The sequence below is a fragment of the Flavobacterium notoginsengisoli genome (assembly GCF_042686225.1).
GTDB lineage: Bacteria > Bacteroidota > Bacteroidia > Flavobacteriales > Flavobacteriaceae > Flavobacterium > Flavobacterium notoginsengisoli.
On record NZ_JBHUOT010000001.1, the window covers coordinates 676,652 to 694,253 of the forward strand.

18 protein-coding genes and 1 pseudogene are annotated in these 17,602 nt (G+C 33.3%); 5 read left to right on the forward strand and 14 right to left on the reverse strand.

The genetic code is table 11. The annotated features are described in order from the left end of the window. Window positions 1-117 precede the first annotated feature (117 nt). Entirely contained in the window at window positions 118-2,838 is a 2,721-nt protein-coding gene (locus ACFS3A_RS02790; protein WP_379823814.1) for a DNA gyrase/topoisomerase IV subunit A, read from the forward strand. Between the two features lie 54 nt (window positions 2,839-2,892). On the opposite strand, the pseudogene ACFS3A_RS02795 reads toward ACFS3A_RS02790, so the two are convergent. After that, window positions 2,893-3,483, reverse strand: a pseudogene (locus ACFS3A_RS02795) (AAA family ATPase); the annotation flags it as partial. Here ACFS3A_RS02795 and ACFS3A_RS02800 point away from each other — a divergent pair. Further along, complete coding sequence (locus ACFS3A_RS02800; RefSeq protein WP_379823815.1) at window positions 3,480-4,061, forward strand: hypothetical protein; 582 nt, start codon at window positions 3,480-3,482, stop codon at window positions 4,059-4,061. The pseudogene ACFS3A_RS02795 and the gene ACFS3A_RS02800 sit on opposite strands and share 4 nt — an antisense overlap. Window positions 4,062-4,125: 64 nt before the next feature. Here the strand turns inward: ACFS3A_RS02800 and ACFS3A_RS02805 are convergent, their stop codons facing one another. The 8 genes from ACFS3A_RS02805 to ACFS3A_RS02840 all read right to left on the reverse strand — a co-directional run bounded on the left by ACFS3A_RS02805 (window position 4,126) and on the right by ACFS3A_RS02840 (window position 12,235). Next, a complete protein-coding gene (locus ACFS3A_RS02805; RefSeq protein ID WP_379823816.1) occupies window positions 4,126-5,910 on the reverse strand; it encodes a cytochrome-c peroxidase in 1,785 nt (594 codons plus the stop codon). A 68-nt stretch (window positions 5,911-5,978) separates the two neighbouring features. Beyond that, window positions 5,979-7,457: a hypothetical protein gene (locus tag ACFS3A_RS02810; protein WP_379823817.1), complete on the reverse strand. Its 1,479-nt coding sequence runs from the start codon at window positions 7,455-7,457 to the stop codon at window positions 5,979-5,981. Between the two features lie 156 nt (window positions 7,458-7,613). Further along, complete coding sequence (locus tag ACFS3A_RS02815) at window positions 7,614-8,249, reverse strand: 3'-5' exonuclease (protein ID WP_379823818.1); 636 nt, start codon at window positions 8,247-8,249, stop codon at window positions 7,614-7,616. A 2-nt stretch (window positions 8,250-8,251) separates the two neighbouring features. Next, window positions 8,252-10,171 carry a DUF294 nucleotidyltransferase-like domain-containing protein gene (locus ACFS3A_RS02820; protein WP_379823819.1) on the reverse strand — a complete coding sequence of 640 codons (1,920 nt, stop codon included), beginning with the start codon at window positions 10,169-10,171 and terminating at the stop codon, window positions 8,252-8,254. A 145-nt stretch (window positions 10,172-10,316) separates the two neighbouring features. Beyond that, the gene (locus tag ACFS3A_RS02825) at window positions 10,317-10,688 is read right to left on the reverse strand and encodes a DNA topoisomerase IV (RefSeq protein ID WP_379823820.1); all 372 of its coding nucleotides are present in this window, start codon (window positions 10,686-10,688) and stop codon (window positions 10,317-10,319) included. A 135-nt stretch (window positions 10,689-10,823) separates the two neighbouring features. Next, window positions 10,824-11,288: a hypothetical protein gene (locus ACFS3A_RS02830; protein WP_379823821.1), complete on the reverse strand. Its 465-nt coding sequence runs from the start codon at window positions 11,286-11,288 to the stop codon at window positions 10,824-10,826. A gap of 9 nt (window positions 11,289-11,297) precedes the next feature. Then, on the reverse strand, window positions 11,298-11,873 hold the full coding sequence (locus ACFS3A_RS02835) for a DUF1572 family protein (RefSeq protein ID WP_379823822.1): 576 nt from the start codon (window positions 11,871-11,873) through the stop codon (window positions 11,298-11,300). A 17-nt stretch (window positions 11,874-11,890) separates the two neighbouring features. Further along, complete coding sequence (locus ACFS3A_RS02840; RefSeq protein WP_379823823.1) at window positions 11,891-12,235, reverse strand: winged helix-turn-helix transcriptional regulator; 345 nt, start codon at window positions 12,233-12,235, stop codon at window positions 11,891-11,893. A gap of 99 nt (window positions 12,236-12,334) precedes the next feature. Here ACFS3A_RS02840 and ACFS3A_RS02845 point away from each other — a divergent pair, with 99 nt between their 5' ends. Both ACFS3A_RS02845 and ACFS3A_RS02850 read left to right on the forward strand, forming a co-directional pair. Further along, window positions 12,335-12,973, forward strand: coding sequence for a peroxiredoxin-like family protein (locus ACFS3A_RS02845; protein WP_379823824.1), 639 nt, complete (start codon window positions 12,335-12,337; stop codon window positions 12,971-12,973). Next, entirely contained in the window at window positions 12,970-13,773 is an 804-nt protein-coding gene (locus ACFS3A_RS02850) for a DNA alkylation repair protein (protein ID WP_379823825.1), read from the forward strand. The genes ACFS3A_RS02845 and ACFS3A_RS02850 overlap by 4 nt, the downstream gene beginning before the upstream one ends. 103 nt (window positions 13,774-13,876) lie before the next feature. Here the strand turns inward: ACFS3A_RS02850 and ACFS3A_RS02855 are convergent, their stop codons facing one another. The 5 genes from ACFS3A_RS02855 to murQ form a co-directional block, all read right to left on the reverse strand. Continuing rightward, the gene (locus ACFS3A_RS02855; protein ID WP_379823826.1) at window positions 13,877-14,449 is read right to left on the reverse strand and encodes a pentapeptide repeat-containing protein; all 573 of its coding nucleotides are present in this window, start codon (window positions 14,447-14,449) and stop codon (window positions 13,877-13,879) included. Next, window positions 14,437-14,709, reverse strand: a complete 273-nt coding sequence (locus ACFS3A_RS02860) for a type II toxin-antitoxin system RelE/ParE family toxin (RefSeq protein ID WP_379824356.1) — start codon at window positions 14,707-14,709, stop codon at window positions 14,437-14,439. The genes ACFS3A_RS02855 and ACFS3A_RS02860 overlap by 13 nt, the downstream gene beginning before the upstream one ends. A 25-nt stretch (window positions 14,710-14,734) precedes the next feature. Next, a complete protein-coding gene (locus ACFS3A_RS02865) occupies window positions 14,735-14,965 on the reverse strand; it encodes a hypothetical protein (protein ID WP_379823827.1) in 231 nt (76 codons plus the stop codon). 27 nt (window positions 14,966-14,992) lie between these two features. Then, window positions 14,993-15,214, reverse strand: a complete 222-nt coding sequence (locus ACFS3A_RS02870; protein WP_109192685.1) for a DUF6095 family protein — start codon at window positions 15,212-15,214, stop codon at window positions 14,993-14,995. Between the two features lie 150 nt (window positions 15,215-15,364). After that, complete coding sequence (gene murQ / locus ACFS3A_RS02875; RefSeq protein ID WP_379823828.1) at window positions 15,365-16,177, reverse strand: N-acetylmuramic acid 6-phosphate etherase; 813 nt, start codon at window positions 16,175-16,177, stop codon at window positions 15,365-15,367. Window positions 16,178-16,346: 169 nt separating this feature from the next. Here murQ and ACFS3A_RS02880 point away from each other — a divergent pair, with 169 nt between their 5' ends. Further along, the gene (locus ACFS3A_RS02880) at window positions 16,347-17,483 is read left to right on the forward strand and encodes a helix-turn-helix domain-containing protein (RefSeq protein WP_379823829.1); all 1,137 of its coding nucleotides are present in this window, start codon (window positions 16,347-16,349) and stop codon (window positions 17,481-17,483) included. Window positions 17,484-17,602 lie beyond the last annotated feature (119 nt).

The window sequence follows — 17,602 nt, forward strand, 5'->3', positions numbered from 1 at the left end:
TTTTCAGTTTTGCTTTAACTTATACTTTAATAAAAATGTATAAAAATAAGAAAAGCAACGAAACCGAAACAGTTGAGAAAATTAAGGATAAATAAAATAATATCGGAATCAAAATAAATGAAAGACGAAGAAGACGATAACATCATTCCAAACGACGACGAGAATAATCAAGATGAAAACCTGATGGATGACAATCAGAATGGAGATGACGATGAGATTATCGACGTAGATGCCAAACATTTTGAGGGACAGCATTTTTACGAAAATCAGGAAGAAGAAGGCGAAGACGTTATTACCAAAGTAACCGGGATGTACAAAGACTGGTTTTTGGATTACGCTTCATATGTAATTCTGGAACGTGCAGTTCCTGCTATCGAGGATGGATTCAAACCGGTTCAGCGTCGTATTATGCACTCTTTAAAGGAGCTGGATGATGGTCGTTATAACAAAGTTGCCAATGTTGTTGGTCACACCATGCAATATCACCCACACGGAGATGCGAGTATTGGTGACGCGATGGTGCAAATTGGTCAGAAAGATTTATTAATTGACTGCCAAGGAAACTGGGGAAATATCTTAACGGGTGACGGCGCAGCAGCTTCGCGTTATATTGAGGCACGTTTATCTAAATTTGCTTTGGAAGTTTTATACTCTCCAAAAATTACAGATTGGGGCGTTTCGTACGATGGTCGTCGTGCAGAACCAAACAACCTTCCTGTGAAATTCCCATTGCTTTTGGCACAAGGAGCAGAAGGTATTGCGGTTGGACTTTCTACAAAAGTTTTGCCTCATAATTTCAACGAATTAATTGATGCTTCGATCAAGATTTTAAAAGGAAAACCATTTACGCTTTATCCAGACTTTATGACTGCGGGTATTGCCGATGTATCAAATTATCATGATGGAATGCGTGGCGGACGTGTGCGTGTGCGTGCTAAAATTTCGCAATTAGACAAAAATACATTGGTGATTACACAAATTCCGTTTTCGACCAATACTTCGAGTTTGATTGACAGTATTTTGAAAGCCAACGAAAAAGGTAAAATCAAAATCAAGAAAATTGAAGACAATACGGCTGCCGATGTTGAGATTTTAATTCATCTTTTCCCTGGCGTTTCACCAGATAAAACAATTGATGCTTTATTTGCTTTTACAGCTTGTGAAACTTCTGTTGCGCCATTAGGATGTGTTATTGAGGATAATAAGCCGTTATTTATTGGGGTTTCTGAAATGTTGAAAATTTCGACACACAGAACCGTTGATTTGCTTCGTCAGGAATTAGAAATTCAGTTAGAAGAATTAAAAAATAAGTGGCACTTTTCTACTTTGGAGAAAATATTCATTCGTGAAGAAATGTATATTGACTTCAAATTATACGGAGACAGAGAATCGCTTTACAAATATTTATACGATCGTTTTGAGCCTTTCAAAAAATCATTCGTTAGAGAAATCAATGATGACGATTTACAGCGTTTGACTCAAATCCCAATGATCCGTATTACACGTTTTGATTCTGATAAAGCCGATGAATTGATTTCAAGGTTAGAAGAAGAAATGAAAGAAGTAGAGCATAATCTGGAACATTTAACCGATTTTGCAATTGCTTATTTTACCAAATTAAAAGAGAAATACGGAAAAGGCCGTGAACGTCAGACAGAACTTCGTGTTTTTGATAACGTAGAAGCAACAAAAGTAGTTTTAAGAAATACAAAACTTTACGTAAACCGCGAAGAAGGTTTCGTAGGAACGAGTTTAAAGAAAGATGAATACGTAGGTGATTGTTCTGATATTGATGATGTTATCGTGTTTTTACGAGACGGAACATTGATGATTACTAAAGTAGATGCCAAAACGTTTATTGGAAAAGATATTATACACGCTGCCGTTTTTGATAAAAATGATAAACGTACGATTTATAATATGATGTATCGTGATGGTAAATCAGGACCGTCATATATAAAACGTTTCAATGTTACTGGAGTAACTCGTGATAAAGCTTATGATTTGACAAACGGAACAAACGGTTCTCAGGTGGTTTATTTCTCGCATAATCCAAACGGAGAAGCTGAGGTAGTGACTATTTTGCTACGTCAGGTAGGAACGATTAAGAAACTGAAATTCGATATTGATTTTGCTAAATTAGCAATAAAAGGACGTGGTTCTAAAGGAAATTTAGTAACCAAATATCCAATAAAGAAAATTGAATTAAAGGAGAAAGGTATTTCAACTTTATTGCCAAGAAAAGTTTGGTTTGATGATACTGTAAAACGTTTAAATGTTGATGCAAGAGGAGAATTATTAGGTGAATTTAAACCAACAGACAAAATTTTAATTATTAGTCAGTCAGGAAAATTAAAGGTCATTATTCCAGAGTTGTCAACTCACTTTGAAGAAGATATGATTGTACTGGAAAAATGGAAACCTAAAAAACCAATTTCTGCGATTTATTATGATGGAGAAAAAGAGCGTTATTTTCTGAAACGTTTCCTTGTAGAAAATGAAGGAAAAGAAGAAAGTTTTATTACAGATCATCCAAATTCGCAATTGGAGATTGTTTCAACAGATTATCGTCCAGTTGCGCAATTAGTTTTTGCTAAAGTAAAAGGCGTCCAAAAAGATGATTTACATATAGATGTTGAAGATTTTATAGCGGTAAAAGGTTTCAAAGCGTTAGGAAATCAATTAACAACAGATAAGTTAAAACAGGTAAACTTATTAGAACCGCTTCCGTATGAAGAACCGGTTGAAGAAGTTCCTGAAAGACCAGAAATATCAGAAGACGATCCTGTTGAAACAGAATTGGATGATGATGGCCAGATTGGTTTGGTTTTAGAATAAAAATGAAAACGCTAAGATTAATTTCTTAGCGTTTTTTTTGTTTTAACAATTGATTTAATTCTCAGAAATAACTACTTCTTGTTTAATCCATTTTACTTCATTGTTTTCAATATAAACTGAAATAGTATCTCCGTTTTGTACTTCCCCCGATATTATTTTTCTGGCTAAAGGTCTTCTTAAATGAGTTCTAATAATATTTTTAATTGGTCTTGCGCCGAATTTATTATTATAGCCATTTTCTGCAAGATAAAGTTTAGCTTCTATAGGAATATTGACCGAAATATTGATGTTTTTTAATAAATCGGTAAACTCTTTTTTAAGATGAATCTCGAAGATTTTCAATGCATTTTGTTTACTGATAGGTGCAAAAGGTACTATTTCGGTTAGACGACCTAAAAATTCAGGGCGGAAATAATTGCCCATAATTTCCATTAAAGAACTTGAAGTCGGAATTTCACCATTATTGAATGTATTGATGATATGATCTGCCCCAATATTTGAGGTAAAAAGAATAATGGCATTGGAGAAATCACCTTCTTTACCTAAACGATCATGTAGTTTTCCTTCATCCATAATCTGTAGAAAAATATCGAAAACTGAAGGATGTGCTTTTTCAATTTCATCGAATAAAACTATTGAATATGGCAGAGATTAATCAACTTTTGGCTTCTGTTCAGCAACAAGCCAAGGAAAAAGATTTTTCTAAAAATAATGATCCTTATTTAATGATTAAACCCAAAAATGATGGACCTGAAGGAAAGAACTTTGGCATACACTATTGGTCAACCTGTGCTGAAGAAGGGAACGATATCAAAGCAGGTACAATGTTAGAATGCAAAGACACCTTTTTTATAAGTAAAGAGGTGACACTAATGACCAACACAGTTGGCGGTGTAAATAAACAAACCAATAAAGACAGAATCCTCGCTTATAGAAATGCCTTATTAACCCGTGGCAGAATTGTAACTTTTGCAGATATTAAAGCTTTTGGATTTAATCATTTTAAAGGCTCAATACAAGATATTCGAATTGAAAAAGGAACTCGAAAAGAAATCTCTGTAAAAGCAGGTTTCAGTCGCACAGTCGATATTTTCATAAAAACGAATCCTGAAGAAAGAAAACGACTCTCAGATTCTGAGTGGAATTATCTATGTGAAAGCTTTTTGAAAAACCTTAAAAGTAAATCATCAAATGTCTATCCCTATCGCATGTTTATAGATTAGAAATGAAAAACGCCAAAAAATATACTTTTCGGCGTTTTTGTTGAATTGAGGTTTTATTTTGGTTTTACTGGTATTTTTTATCCGTAAGTGTCTTCATAAAAGCAACAAGCGCTTTTTCCTCTTTGACAGTTAAATTCAGTTTATCGAAAGGCAGTGTTTGATTTTCTACTTCGTAACCCAAACCAATACCGCCTCCTTTGTTGTAGAAAGAAACGACTTCTTCCAGCGTTTTAAAAACTCCATTGTGCATATACGGAGCTGTAACAGCCGAATTTCTAACTGTAGGAGTTTTGAAAGCACCAACTAATTGTGGCATTTGATTGTAGATATAACGGCCTTTATCTGGACTTAGCGTTTTTCCGGAAGCCTCATTTGGAGTTCCAATAACTTCGTGTTCGGTTTTGGAATAACTTGGAGGAACTGTCCCGTTAAATAATGGTGTAAAATGGCAGGTGGCACATTTGGCTTTTCCCATAAACAGATTCATTCCCTCAATTTCTTCGTTATTTAAGGCATTTTTGTTTCCACGCATATATTCATCAAATCTGGAATCAAAAGCATTCAAAGAACGTACATAACTCGCAATAGCATTCTGAATCTGCCAGGCTTCAGGTTTTGAAATTTTTGGATAGGCTTTTTTAAAGAGTTTTAGATATTCTTTGTCTTGCTGAATTTTAGCATGAATGTTTTCCATTGAACCGTGCATTTCATCTTTATTCTGAATCACATCTACACTTTGTTTTTCTAAATCCAATTGGCGCATATCCCAAAATTGGGCATTCTGCAGAGAAGCATAGGTTAGAGTAGGAGTATTTCGTGGTAAATTCATTCCCGTTAATGAAACGTTTGTTTTTAAACCATCTGTAAATGCTTTTTCAGGATTATGGCAGGTGGCACAGCTTCGATCATTATTTTTAGAAAGGCTTTTGTCATAAAACAACTTTTCGCCTAAAACCGATTTTTCTTTAGTAAAATTATATTCTTTAGAAAGTACAAAAGCATTCACATCAAAAGCATCTTTATCAAATAACGTTTCAATTGTTGGTTTTAACGGACTGCTTTTTTTTACGTTTTTAATGTTTTCTTCTATCTGAAAAGTTTTTAGTTTTTTCGAAATCGGATTTAAATATTCGCTTATAAAAACAGCTCTGTTAAAAGCATTAAAGTTGTTGTTTTCTTTACAATACTTTTGAGCTTTTTCAGTCAGATTTTTTATTGCAGCTACTGATTTATTATTGGCATTAATCTTCTCAAGAGATTCAGGAATTGAAATTAAACTTTCTCCAGCTTCGGGAATTGATGATTGTAAAATTGGACTGTCAAAACCTGTAATTCCTAAGGCAATAACTCTAAAAACATTCTGCTGAATAGCATCCAAAACATAATCATCGCTTATTGTAATGACTTCAAAAGTACTTTCAAGCTGTTTTATATTCGATTTAAAAATGTTCAATTCCCTGATGAGGTTCTCTTTGTTTTCAGCTTCATATTCCGGATAAATCATTTCTTCCATAACCTGAAATCCGTGAGGTTCAAAAGACCTGTTTTCTTCCAGTTCCATTTCGTCCAAAGCAGGACCATTCATAAATCGGGCTGTTTCAGGGACAAAATATTCGATCGCCCATTCGACTTTTTTATAGAAAAGACGTGATTTTTTAAATTGTTCTAAAATTTCTTTTTGAGAAGAATTATTGTTTACTAGTTTCTGAAAAAGAACTATTTCATTATTGAGCTTGGTCAGATCAATAAGTAAATCTTGTTTGATAGTTGCTTTTGGAGTTTCATTTTCTTTGCATGAAAAGAACAAACATAGCATTAGAAATAAAAAAGTAAAGTGCTTTAATTTCATAATAGTATTGTAATAGCAACAACCCTTATTGAGAAATAAGGGTTGTTTTATGATTTTAAACGAAATTATTATCGTTGTACGTTTCTAATAATTACAGTTTGTCCGCCCTCTTTGTTCGTTTGAGTTCCTGAACCGTCAGCATTTTTAAATGCATCGCTCTGCCAAGTGTGAGGGTGAATATTTACTGTGAAAGTATCCGGAACACCAATGATATCAGAAATGTCTTCCATAGCACCAAATTCCCAGCTTCCAAATCTCATTTCACCTGTTTGGTTGTATAAAGTATTCCAAGCTGTATCAGTTCTTTTGTGGTTCATATTTAACCAAGGTTTGTTCTGTTTTGTAGCGATATTATATTGCCAGATATACGAATCATGTTTAGCATCTGCATAATAGCTATCCCCATCTTCCTGAATGTAAACAAAGTTTTCAGTTACACATAAGTTATCCGGATTGATGATTCCTGTTCCAGGAGTACTGTCGCCTTCAACTGCTAATTCTAAAGTCCCTTTTAACGGATTTGAAGCATCTAACTTCAATTTATAAACTCTTCCCCACATGGTATAGCCATCAACTGGAGCATTGTTTGTAGCCTGACCTGTTGCAGTAAAGTAGATTTCTCTGTTGTTGCTTGCGCTTCCTTTTCTGTAATCTACGTCTTCAACTCTAGAAAAACGGATTGCTTTTAAGTCATTAACCGTTGTGTTGATTACTGCGCCAGTTAAGTTTTTAGCATTAGGAATTTCAACAAATTCCACTGGATAAGAATTGTTTAATGTAATAGTCGTTTCAACCTGATTTCCGTCAGTTCTTTTTAAGGCATATAATTTTCCGTTAGATAAATCTCCAACCGTACTTACATACATAATTACCTGTCCTGCACTTACGTGAGAAGTTGCATAAGACTGATCTTCTCCAATCAAAATAACTGTTTTTCCAGGGTAAGCTTCTTTTGGAAGTGGCACCGCGTTTTCCATACTTGCTTTTCCTAAAGCTGGTAAAACTCTGTCTTTTCTTGCTTTATCTGAAGATAATCCTAACGGATTAATTCCGTGAACCATACTTTCCTGACCACTTTCTCCTGCAGTTAAAAACATAGGACCAAATCCGTGGATTTCAGGAGTTGCTAAAGTTGCAGAACACAAACGTGTTAAACCTCCAACACCATCAACGATATAATCTCCTTTTACAGGTTTGAAAGTTTTGTCTAAATATACTCTTGAAACCGATTGAAGGATTTCGTGATTGGTAATCATAATGTAACCATCTCCGTTTGGATCTTTCATTAATCCTGCACCATCTGGTTGTGCTCCATAAACAAATGAAGGAGATTGTGGTAAAACATCAGAACTTGCGATTAAAGTACTGATTTTTAAGTTTTCAAATCCGTTCATAGCATAAACAAACGCAGGAACTTTTGAGTGTGAGGTAAAATCGATGCTTGCATTTACATCGTTTTTGGAATCTTTGTCATCATTTTGACAGCTTACTAAGGAAAGAGAGGCTATTCCAAATAAAGCAATAGATTTAAGAAGGTTAGTTTTCATAATTGTTTCTGTTTTTTTTTGATAGAACAAAGCTATCTTTCCAAAACAAAATACAGGTTATGTTAATTTTTTCTTAATGCTAATAATTATAAGTCTTGTATTATGAAATAGTAAATTAAAAGTATTGAATGTAAATTTAATACTCTTAAAAAAATCTTAAAGTGGCTTAAAAAGCTGATTGAGATTAGTTGTTTTCTTCTCTTTCAGCTTTTTAACAATTTTTAAGAAGGCAATAGCGGTGATATAAGCATCGCCCAAAGCAGTATGTCTGTCTTTTTTAGAAATATCAAATTTATCAGCTAAATCATCTAAAGTGTAATGATCTTTTCGTTCAAATAAATGGGACTGAATCAAAGTCTTTTTATATAAATAAGCGGTGTCTAAAGTTTTATTGGTTAACTGAGGAAGTCCGTTTCTTTCCAGAGCTTTATTAATCATGGTGACATCAAAAATAGTATGATGTGCAATAATAATAGAATCTCCCAGAAACTCTAAAAACTGTTGTAAAGCTTCGAGTTCTGTGGGACGTTTTACCAGCAGATCTTTTAAAATACCATGAATTTGTGCTGTAGTTTTGTCATAATGTTCTTGTTCAAGATAGACTTCAAAGCTATTCTGAACATTAATAATTCCGTTTTGAAGAACTAACGCGCCAATGCATAACATTCGGTCGTTATCGTAATCAAAACCAGTAGTTTCAGTATCTAAAACCACAAAACGAGTTTCTTCGATTGTGACGCTTTCATCAAAGAAATTATGTTCTTCTTTTTTCCAAAAATTGAATAAACTCATTATTATACCAGATTTGAGATATTAAAACGTACTGAAATTAATTCCTGAAGCTCTTTAATGGTTTTAAAAGTACGTTTCAGTTTAATCTTTTCCATTTTCGTTAAAGATTCCAATTCGATAAACTGACCCGAATCATGATGTAATAATCCTTGTTTGGTTCTAAATTTCAATAAAGCTTTAAACGAATATGAGCAGGATAAATACAATTCTCTATTATTAGGTTCCAGTTCAGCCAATTTTTCAAAACGTTCTGCCGTATTACTAATTCCTTTTACAGAATGCGATAAAATTAAAAGACGTGCGGCGTCGGTTAAAGGCATTAAAGCTCTTCGTTTAATGTCAAAGTTGTCTTTGTTAGCCCCGTCTTGTTCCACCAAAAATTGCCTAAAGAAACCAGTAGGAGAAGGACTTTGCAAAGCACCACTCACCAAATGCATATAAAAAATCGGATTCGCTTTTACGTTTTCAAAAATAGAATCAGATAATTCGTTTACGATTTCAGAATCGCCATACGTTTTGCTGTAATCAAAGAAAATGAACGACAGTAAAACTTCATTTTTACCAGGATTGGTGATCCAGTGATGTACCTGAGCTTTCCAGTCGTCAAGGCTCATACACCATTTAGGACTTGATGCCATCATATCGGCAGGACAGTAATCGTAGCCAATTTCAAAAAGACCTTTGTTGACGTGTCCAGCCAATTTTAAGAAATAGATTTTAGTTTCATCTCTAAAAACGTCGTTTACATTTTCATACACAATAGCATTATCCTGATCGGTGTGAAGCATTTGTTCGCCTCTTCCTTGACTTCCAAGTGCCAGCCAGGCAAATTTTACTGGAGGCGGACTGCTCATTTTTTCCAAAGAAATCTCTATAACGCGGGTAGTGCAAGCTTCATTCAATTCTGTAATGATTTTAGTAATCAAAGTCATTGGAATATTTTGATCGAGATAACCCTGAAGCAACTGCATGATTTGGTTGCGAATCGGCTTTATTTCCTTAATTTTTTTGGTACGTTTTAACGCTTTTATCAAAACGGCAGGATTGTTTCCAAGCGCCACCATAACGTCATGCTTCGATAAAATTCCGACTGCTTTGGTATTTACCGTTCCGTCTTTCGTTAAACATAAATGACTGATATTACTTTTCATCATCGCCATTTGTGCTTCGGTAACCGTCATTTTTTTAGGATATGTAATTACCGGTTTTGTCATTATCGTTTCGGCAGTCGTCGTAATCGGAAAATCGCCGGTAACAATTTTATTTCGAAGATCTTTATCGGTCAAAATACCAATCGGAAGCATTTCATCTACAATCAAAATCGCTCCAACTTTCTTTTTACTCATAATCTTAGCAATTTCCTTAACTGTTGTTGAAGGACTGCAGGTTACGATTTTTTTAGAATATTTTATCGGCGTTAAATCAAAGGAATGATTGTTAGAATGCAGATTTTCATTCAACAGATCATCACCATATAATTTGTCTTTATGAATATCAGAATACGGATTTCGCGTATTAGAAGCATAACTTTCAATCAGGAAATTACCAACATTTCGGTTTTCCAATGCGTAAGGTTTAAAAACAGCAATCGGAATAGCGTATAAAATACTTTCTTCATGCGCTACCGCTTCCATAATATAGTTTTCCTGCGCTAAAAGCGGGCGAAGCCCAAAAATATCGCCTTCATCACACATATCCAGAACGGTATTTTTAGTGCTTTTTTTCAAAGCAACTGCACCTTTATGTACCACATAAAACGAATCGTGTGTTTTATCGTTTTCAGCAAAAATTACCGAATCTTTTTCTTTATATATAATTGAAATCTGTTCAGACAGCTTTTCTAAATCTTTCTGATGCAAAAAATTAAACGGCGGATATCCTTTTAAAAAGTCAGCAACTCTCTGCGAAATGGTATTTTTCATGTGGCTAGATTAAAGTCCTAAAGTACTATTTAAAATAGAAATGTAAAAGAAACACATTATAATAATTTGCCACAAAGGCACAAAGTCCCAAAGAAATAAATCCTTGGCGTCTTTGTGCCTTTGTGGCAAAAAAAACTTATATAATTTAATCGACTCTATGAACAGTACCGCGTTGCTTTTCTTCAGAACCAACCAAGCCAAATTCAAAAGTATAAGAATCCTTAGAAGTATTTAAAATCTTCATGCTGATGGCTTTTTCCTCTGCCATATTTTTTGGATGCATTTTTTGTAGCACATATTCGCAGTCACTTACCCAACGAATGGTTGCTGTGTCTGTTTTTCCTTCAAAAGTTTCGATTTCGATATCGTCTTTGCGTTCAAAAAAAGTCGTTTTTTTAACGCCGTTTACTTCTGTTTCAAATTTGAATTTTCCGGTTTTAAAATCTTTGCAGTTGTGTTCTGTATTATAGCATGAAACTAAAGTTAGAACAGGAAATAAGAATAGTATTTTTTTCATTTTAATTAAGTTGTTTTTTAGGAGCTAATCCCGCTTTCCATTTCAATCTTTTTATTTTTAAAGAAAAAATAAAAAGGATTTCCATTGCAATCGGGGCTAGGGCATTAGGATAACAAGAAACACTTGTATTATAATTTAGACTTTTTGAATATAAAATTCTTTGAGTTTTTTAGATTCTTTCACTTCTTCTCTCATTTCCTCTTTAGATTCGCTTTTTGAAGCTTTTGGCCAGATATGAAAACCTCCTTTTGTCATCGCTAGAACTTGTTGAAAAACGTTTGGCGAAAAATCAGCAAAAAAACTCAAGTCTTCAGGATTATCCCAAAGTCCCCAAATGCCGTTTTCGTCTATATCTCCAGCATAATTAATGATATGTGTTGGATAAGTTTTGACCATTTTCAGTTTAAAATGTTCCAAATTATAAGAACCGTTCCATCGAAATGAGTCCACATCATCAATTCCGGAACCCGTAATAATTGAATTCGTAAAACTTAATTCAATAGACATTTTATGTTGTGAAGGCGAATTAGAATAACAATAAAATCCTTCCCATTCGCCACTAGGCAGAAAATGATGCGTTTCGTTATCTTTTGATTTCATGTTTGGGGATTATTTCAATCTTTTTAATTCCTCATCGGTAAAGTTCTTGATTTCTTTTTCTTTGGCAAACTTTTCAGCATTATAATTTCCGGATTTATTCTTTGGAATTGATAAACTATTCCACTCGCTGTTTTTCAATTGTTTGGCATAAAAAACAATCTGACCAACATGATACGGATAATGTGCCAATTGACGATTGATGGCTTCAATTACCGTATGACCTTCGTTTCTAATGTAAATAATGTCTGAAAGCTGTTCTGGTTGTAAACTATTCAATGTTTCAAGAAAAATAGTCCAGCCTTTATTCCAAACTTCCAAAACTTCTTCTTTAGATTGTAAATCGTTTTCAAATTCGGCATCGCGGTTTCGCCATTCTTTTTCTCCATCAGAAGTTAAGAAATCCGTCCAGCGCGAAAGCATATTTCCTGAAATATGTTTGACAATAGTTGCAATACTGTTGGTATCGTCGTTAAAAGAAACAAAAAGCTGTGCAGGTTCGAGTTGATCGATTGCCTTTTCGCCAAGCATTTTATAATATAAAAATTGCTTTTTGACACTTTCTAAATAAGATTCATCCGTTTTCATGATGCAAAGATTTTAGATTATAGCTCAACTTTATTTTCAGAAATCAATATTTTTCCCCAATCATTTAGTTTCCAAAGAATTTCTACTAATTGTTTTCCTGTCTCGGTGAGAGAATATTCAACTCGTGGTGGAAGTTCATTAAAAGATTGTTTTAGCAATATGCCATCTTCGACCATTTCGCTTAATTGCTGGTTTAAAACCCGTCGATCGACTTTTGCAATGCCTTTTAAAAATTCGCTTGGTCTTTTTTTACCTTCATTGATCTGCCATACAATAGGGATTTTCCATTTTCCGCTAATGGTGTTTACAGCAATTTCTAATGGACAAATTTTATTTTCAGTACTTCTTTCCTTTGTTTGCATAAAATTGACTTTTATATCCCTATGGGATAAAAATATGCGGTATTGCTGGGCTGATCCCGCTTTCCGATCTTTACAAAAATAATCAAAATTTTAAGTCGAATGAATGATTTAGCCAATCAAATTGAAATTCTCAATGCAGAATTCTCAAAACAGGTTCCTCAGGAAATACTAACAGTTTTTCAAAAATCAATAGAAGATTTGCAATCTCAAAATATTGAGAAGAACAGTTTGAAAGTTGGAGATAAAATCCCTGATTTTTGTCTGCCTAATGCCAATCATGAGATTATTTGTTCAGAGAATATTTTAAAGAAAGGAAAAATGATAGTTGCTTTTTACAGAGGAAGCTGGTGTCCATATTGTAATTTGGAACTTCAGGAGTTGCAAAAGAATTTAGCTAAAATAATAGCAAAAGAGACAACGCTTGTGGCTATTTCACCTCAAAGTCCGGATAATTCCTTAACATTGTCAGAAAAGCATAACTTGCAGTTTGAAGTGCTCACAGATGCAAATAATATTTTTGCGAAACAATTAGGAATTACTTTCAAGCTGCAGGATTTCGTATTATCTTCATATAAATCTATTGGAATTAATCTCAAAGATTTTAATAAAGATGAGGAAAATACACTGCCAGTTCCTGCCGTATTTTTGGTAAATGAAAAAAGGGAAATATTGTATAATTTTTTTGACGTAAATTATACAAATAGAATCAACATTGAAGAATTACTTAATTTGTTATGAACGAAGTAAAACGAAAAGGGGCAAGATCGATAAAAGATATTCCCACAGTTATTTTGGAACAACTCAATAAAGGCGAAATTGAGACAGTAAATCTGGTAGAATGGCTTGCGGTAAATCAAACTAAGCTTCTGGAAAATGTCTTGAAAGAGTCTGATCGAATGGAATATCTGGAACCTATTTTAACAGATATAAGAAATTTGAAAAAGCAAACCGTAAATACTATAAATGAAGCAATAGGAACAGGTTTATTAACGGAATCAATCCTTAATAAAGATACTGATGTACTTTCAATAATTTCGAAACACAAATCGGATTTGGTGCGATGTTGGTCTGCATATGTAATTGGAAAAAATCCTGAATTGACAATTGAAGAAGTTTTGAAACAAATTCAATTCCTGTCAGCTGACAAACATTTTGGTGTCAGAGAAATTTCGTGGCTCGCAATTCGTTCCAGTATTATAAAGAATTTAGAGAAAAGTTTCGAAATTTTATTGGAATGGACTTCCAGTGAAGATGAAAATATCAGACGTTTTGCAACTGAATCAACAAGACCAAGAGGAGTTTGGTGCGAACATATTGAGCAATTGAAAAAGGAGCCGGAATTAGGTTTAAAGATTTTAAACGCCTTAAAGTCTGATTCTTCTAAATATGTTCAGGATAGTGTTGGCAACTGGCTCAATGATGCCAGTAAAACAAGACCCGATTTTGTAAAAGATTTATGTGAAAAATGGAAAACCGAAAGTCCAACAAAAGAAACGCTTTACATTATTAAAAAAGCATTGCGAACAATTGAAAAGTAGGGTTTTGTCTTTTGCCACGAATTACACGAATTTTTATGTTTCAACAGAAAATAATTGAAATATTAATTTGTGGAAATTCGTGTAATTTGTGGCTGAAAAAAAACTATACAATTTTAATATCATATTTATCCAAAAGCCCAACAATTCCTTCTGTCGAAAATTGCGCTTTTTTCATCGGATTGAATTCGGGATCGATTTTATAATTGTAAGCCGTTTTGAAATTGACTCCGGCTAGTTGTGTTTCGTTAAAAATAGCACCATCAAGATCGCAATTGTCAAAAACAGAACTCGTTAAGTTGGTTCCAATAAAAGTGACTTCTCTAACGGAAGAATTAATAAACTTGGTTTTAGGCATTTTTTTATTCGAAAATAAAGCATAATCCAAAGTACATTCTTCGAAATAAACCTGAAATAAAAAATCGTCACATTCGTTAAAAGCGATTCCCAGAAGTTTACAGTTTTTAAAAGTGACATTCTTTAAACTCGTTCCTGATAAACTTGTCATTGAAAGATTACAGTCAATAAACTCACAGTCTAAAAAAGTATTAGAGCTAAAATTACTGTTGGAAAAATCACAGTTTTTAAACACACAATCTTCAAACTCCCGATTGTTTATTTTTTTGTCGATGTAAACAACTTTCTCGAATGTTTTCTGAATGTGAATTAGGCTTTCCATGAATGTTTTTTAGGTTTTTGTGCATTGTGACGAACTCGAAGTATATAAATACTTTCTTTCGTTATTTGATAAGAAACAGCGTAATCGTAAACAGAATAAACTCTAAAACTTCCATCATTGTTAGTTTTTTGTTTGTCGAGTTTGTAAATTTCAGGTTGCGTTTTTAGTATTTCGGTACTATCAAAAATGGTATTGACTACTTTGTCAGCAATATTGAGGGATTTGCTTTCAAAAAAAATGTAAAATGAATGTCTTCTAATTGGTTTAAAGCATTGCTAGACCAAATTATTTTCTTCCCCATTTTTTTGCAATTTCTTTAGCTTCATTTTCAGTATAAAAATTGCCTTTTTTTATATTATCTAAGGCACTTTCAATATCTAGATTGTAAGATGCATCTGAATCAATTGTGGTATTATTTATTGATTGTAAAAGATGCTTTAGTTTTTCAACAAAAGAAGGATCTTTTACTTTATCAATTTCTTGATGAATCCAGTTTATTTCTGCTTGTATATCCATAACAAAGAATTTTAGTAAAGATACAAATTAGTCATTAAATATACCTTTCATAATGATTTTCAATCCTAAAAAGATTAAAAACATAGAAGCGAGGCAAGCCACAATTCCAATTCCTAAAACAAGATAGTGCCAATTCGTATGCTGATTCATAAAAGCATTATAAATCATTGATGGCCCCAGAAACATAAGAGGCAGAGCGCCTGTTAAATATTTCACTCCTTTTCTTAATAATTCTTTATTTGTTGCCATGTTTTTTGTTTCAAGTTTCAGGTTTTTTTTAGTTTCAAGTTGCTGGACTTGTATTTAACCGCAAAGTTCGCAAAGTTTTAGATAAAAACCTTGCGAACTTTGCGTAAATCTTAGTGTGCCTTGCGGTTAAATTACCAAGCAGAATTTTTTTTATTTTTTATAATTATCAACAGCATTTCTCACGCTGCCGTATTTTTTTAATAATTCAGAAGCTTCTTCGTAAGAAACTGGAATTTCTTCCATAATCATTTTAACGCCACGATCGACCAATTTAATATTGCTCAATTGCATATCGACCATTTTGTTTCCTCTTACTTTTCCAAGCTGAATCATTGCAGCGGTTGAAATCATATTTAGAACTAGTTTTTGAGCTGTTCCTGCTTTCATTCTGGAACTTCCGGTAATAAATTCAGGACCAACCACTACTTCAATAGGAAATTGAGCCGTTAAAGCCAACGGACTTCCAGCATTACAAGTAATACAACCCGTAATAATATTATTTTGATTACAAGCTTCTAAACCGCTGATTACATAAGGAGTTGTTCCCGAAGCAGCAATTCCAATTACGACATCATTTGAGTCGATATTATGATTTTGTAGATCAATCCAGGCATTTGTGGTGCTGTCTTCTGCGTTTTCTACTGCGCGTCTTATGGCTGTATCGCCACCTGCAATTATACCATTTACCAAATCGAAAGGAACACCAAATGTAGGTGGACATTCAGAAGCATCAACAACTCCAAGACGACCAGAAGTTCCTGCTCCAATATAAAATAATCGGCCTCCTAATTTTAATTTAGAGACGATTTGCGGAATTAAAGCTTCTATTTGTGGTAAGGCTTTTTCCACCGCATAAGGAACGGTTTTATCTTCTTGATTAATGTTTGACAACAATTCGTGAACAGACATTTTTTCTAAATGTTCATATTTTGAAGATTGTTCCGTGGTTTTCGTAAATGTCATTTTATCGTTATTTAGACTCGCCAAAATTAATATATTTTATCTCAATCTCGCAAAGTTCAAAGATTTATAATCTTCATTTTATTTGTTTTTTTGTTATTAAAGACGGTTTTTAAGCATCATTGTTACACCAACTAAAATATTATATTTGTTTATTATTTTAACTAAATAAATGGACAAATTAGATTTATTACAGGGAATAGCTCGAATTTCTGTTTTCGTGTCTTTATTGATGGCATTTTTTTTACTGACGGTTAAAACCGAAAATAAACTCGCAAACCGACTATTTGCGTTCTTTTTTATATTTTCGGCAATTGATCTTAGTGGTTTTTTTATGTATTTGTATACAGAAGATCATAGGAATTTGGAGATTTTCAGAGCCACTTTCTGTTTACTGGGTATGCCAACATTTTATTTGTATGTTTTATCTGTCTGCTACTCCGATTTCAGACTGAAATGGAAACATCTTATTCATCTACTTCCTTTTGTAATAGTCAATTTACTTTTTATCCCAAGAATTTATAAAAGTATCGAAGAAGGCAATTTTATTGGTCCATTAAATGAAATGTCTGAGATTTATTTTATTCAAATTTTAGTTGAATTACAGTATGTATTTTATATCGTGAGTGTATTTTTGATTTTAAAGAAATATAAAGAAATCTATCTGGAAAATTACACCAATGCCAGCGTTTCGACTTATAAATGGCTTTTCCAGATGACTTGTGTATTTCTTGCGGCACATTCTATAGTCCTATTAAAAAACGCACTTCGATATAGTGGTTTTAGAGATATTTTTTTGTGGGCAAATATTCTTGTTGGAACCATTGCTTTATTTATAACTTGTTGGTTTATAATGAAAGCTTTAAAACATCCTGAGCTTTTTAGGGGAGTAAATTCTAAACTGAAACTAACAAAAGATATTCTGCCTGAAGTGGAAGAAAAATCAGAATCAGTAAATGTGAAGAATGATTTGATTGCTGCTCAGATTACTTCGTTGAAACAATATATGAGTGAAAAAGAACCATTTCTGGATCCATCGCTTACGATACAAGAATTAGGAAATCAAATTAATATTCCGGCTCGGGATCTGTCTGTTTTGATTAATCATCATATGGACCAGCATTTTTTTGATTTTGTGAATGAATATCGTATTCAGAAAGCCATGAATATTTTGAAAGATCAGTCCAAAAGTGATCTTACCGTTCTTGAAATTTTGTATGAAGTCGGTTTTAACTCCAAATCTTCTTTTAATACTTCTTTCAAAAAATACACCAATTTAACACCTACGGCTTACCGAAACGCTTCATAGTAAAGGATTTGTAAAAAGTCGTACTTCATACTAAATAAAGTCGAACCAATTTCCGGAACAGAAAATGGTTCGACTTTTTTTTGTCGGTCGAAATCCGAAAATTTCTAAGGCAACTTTGC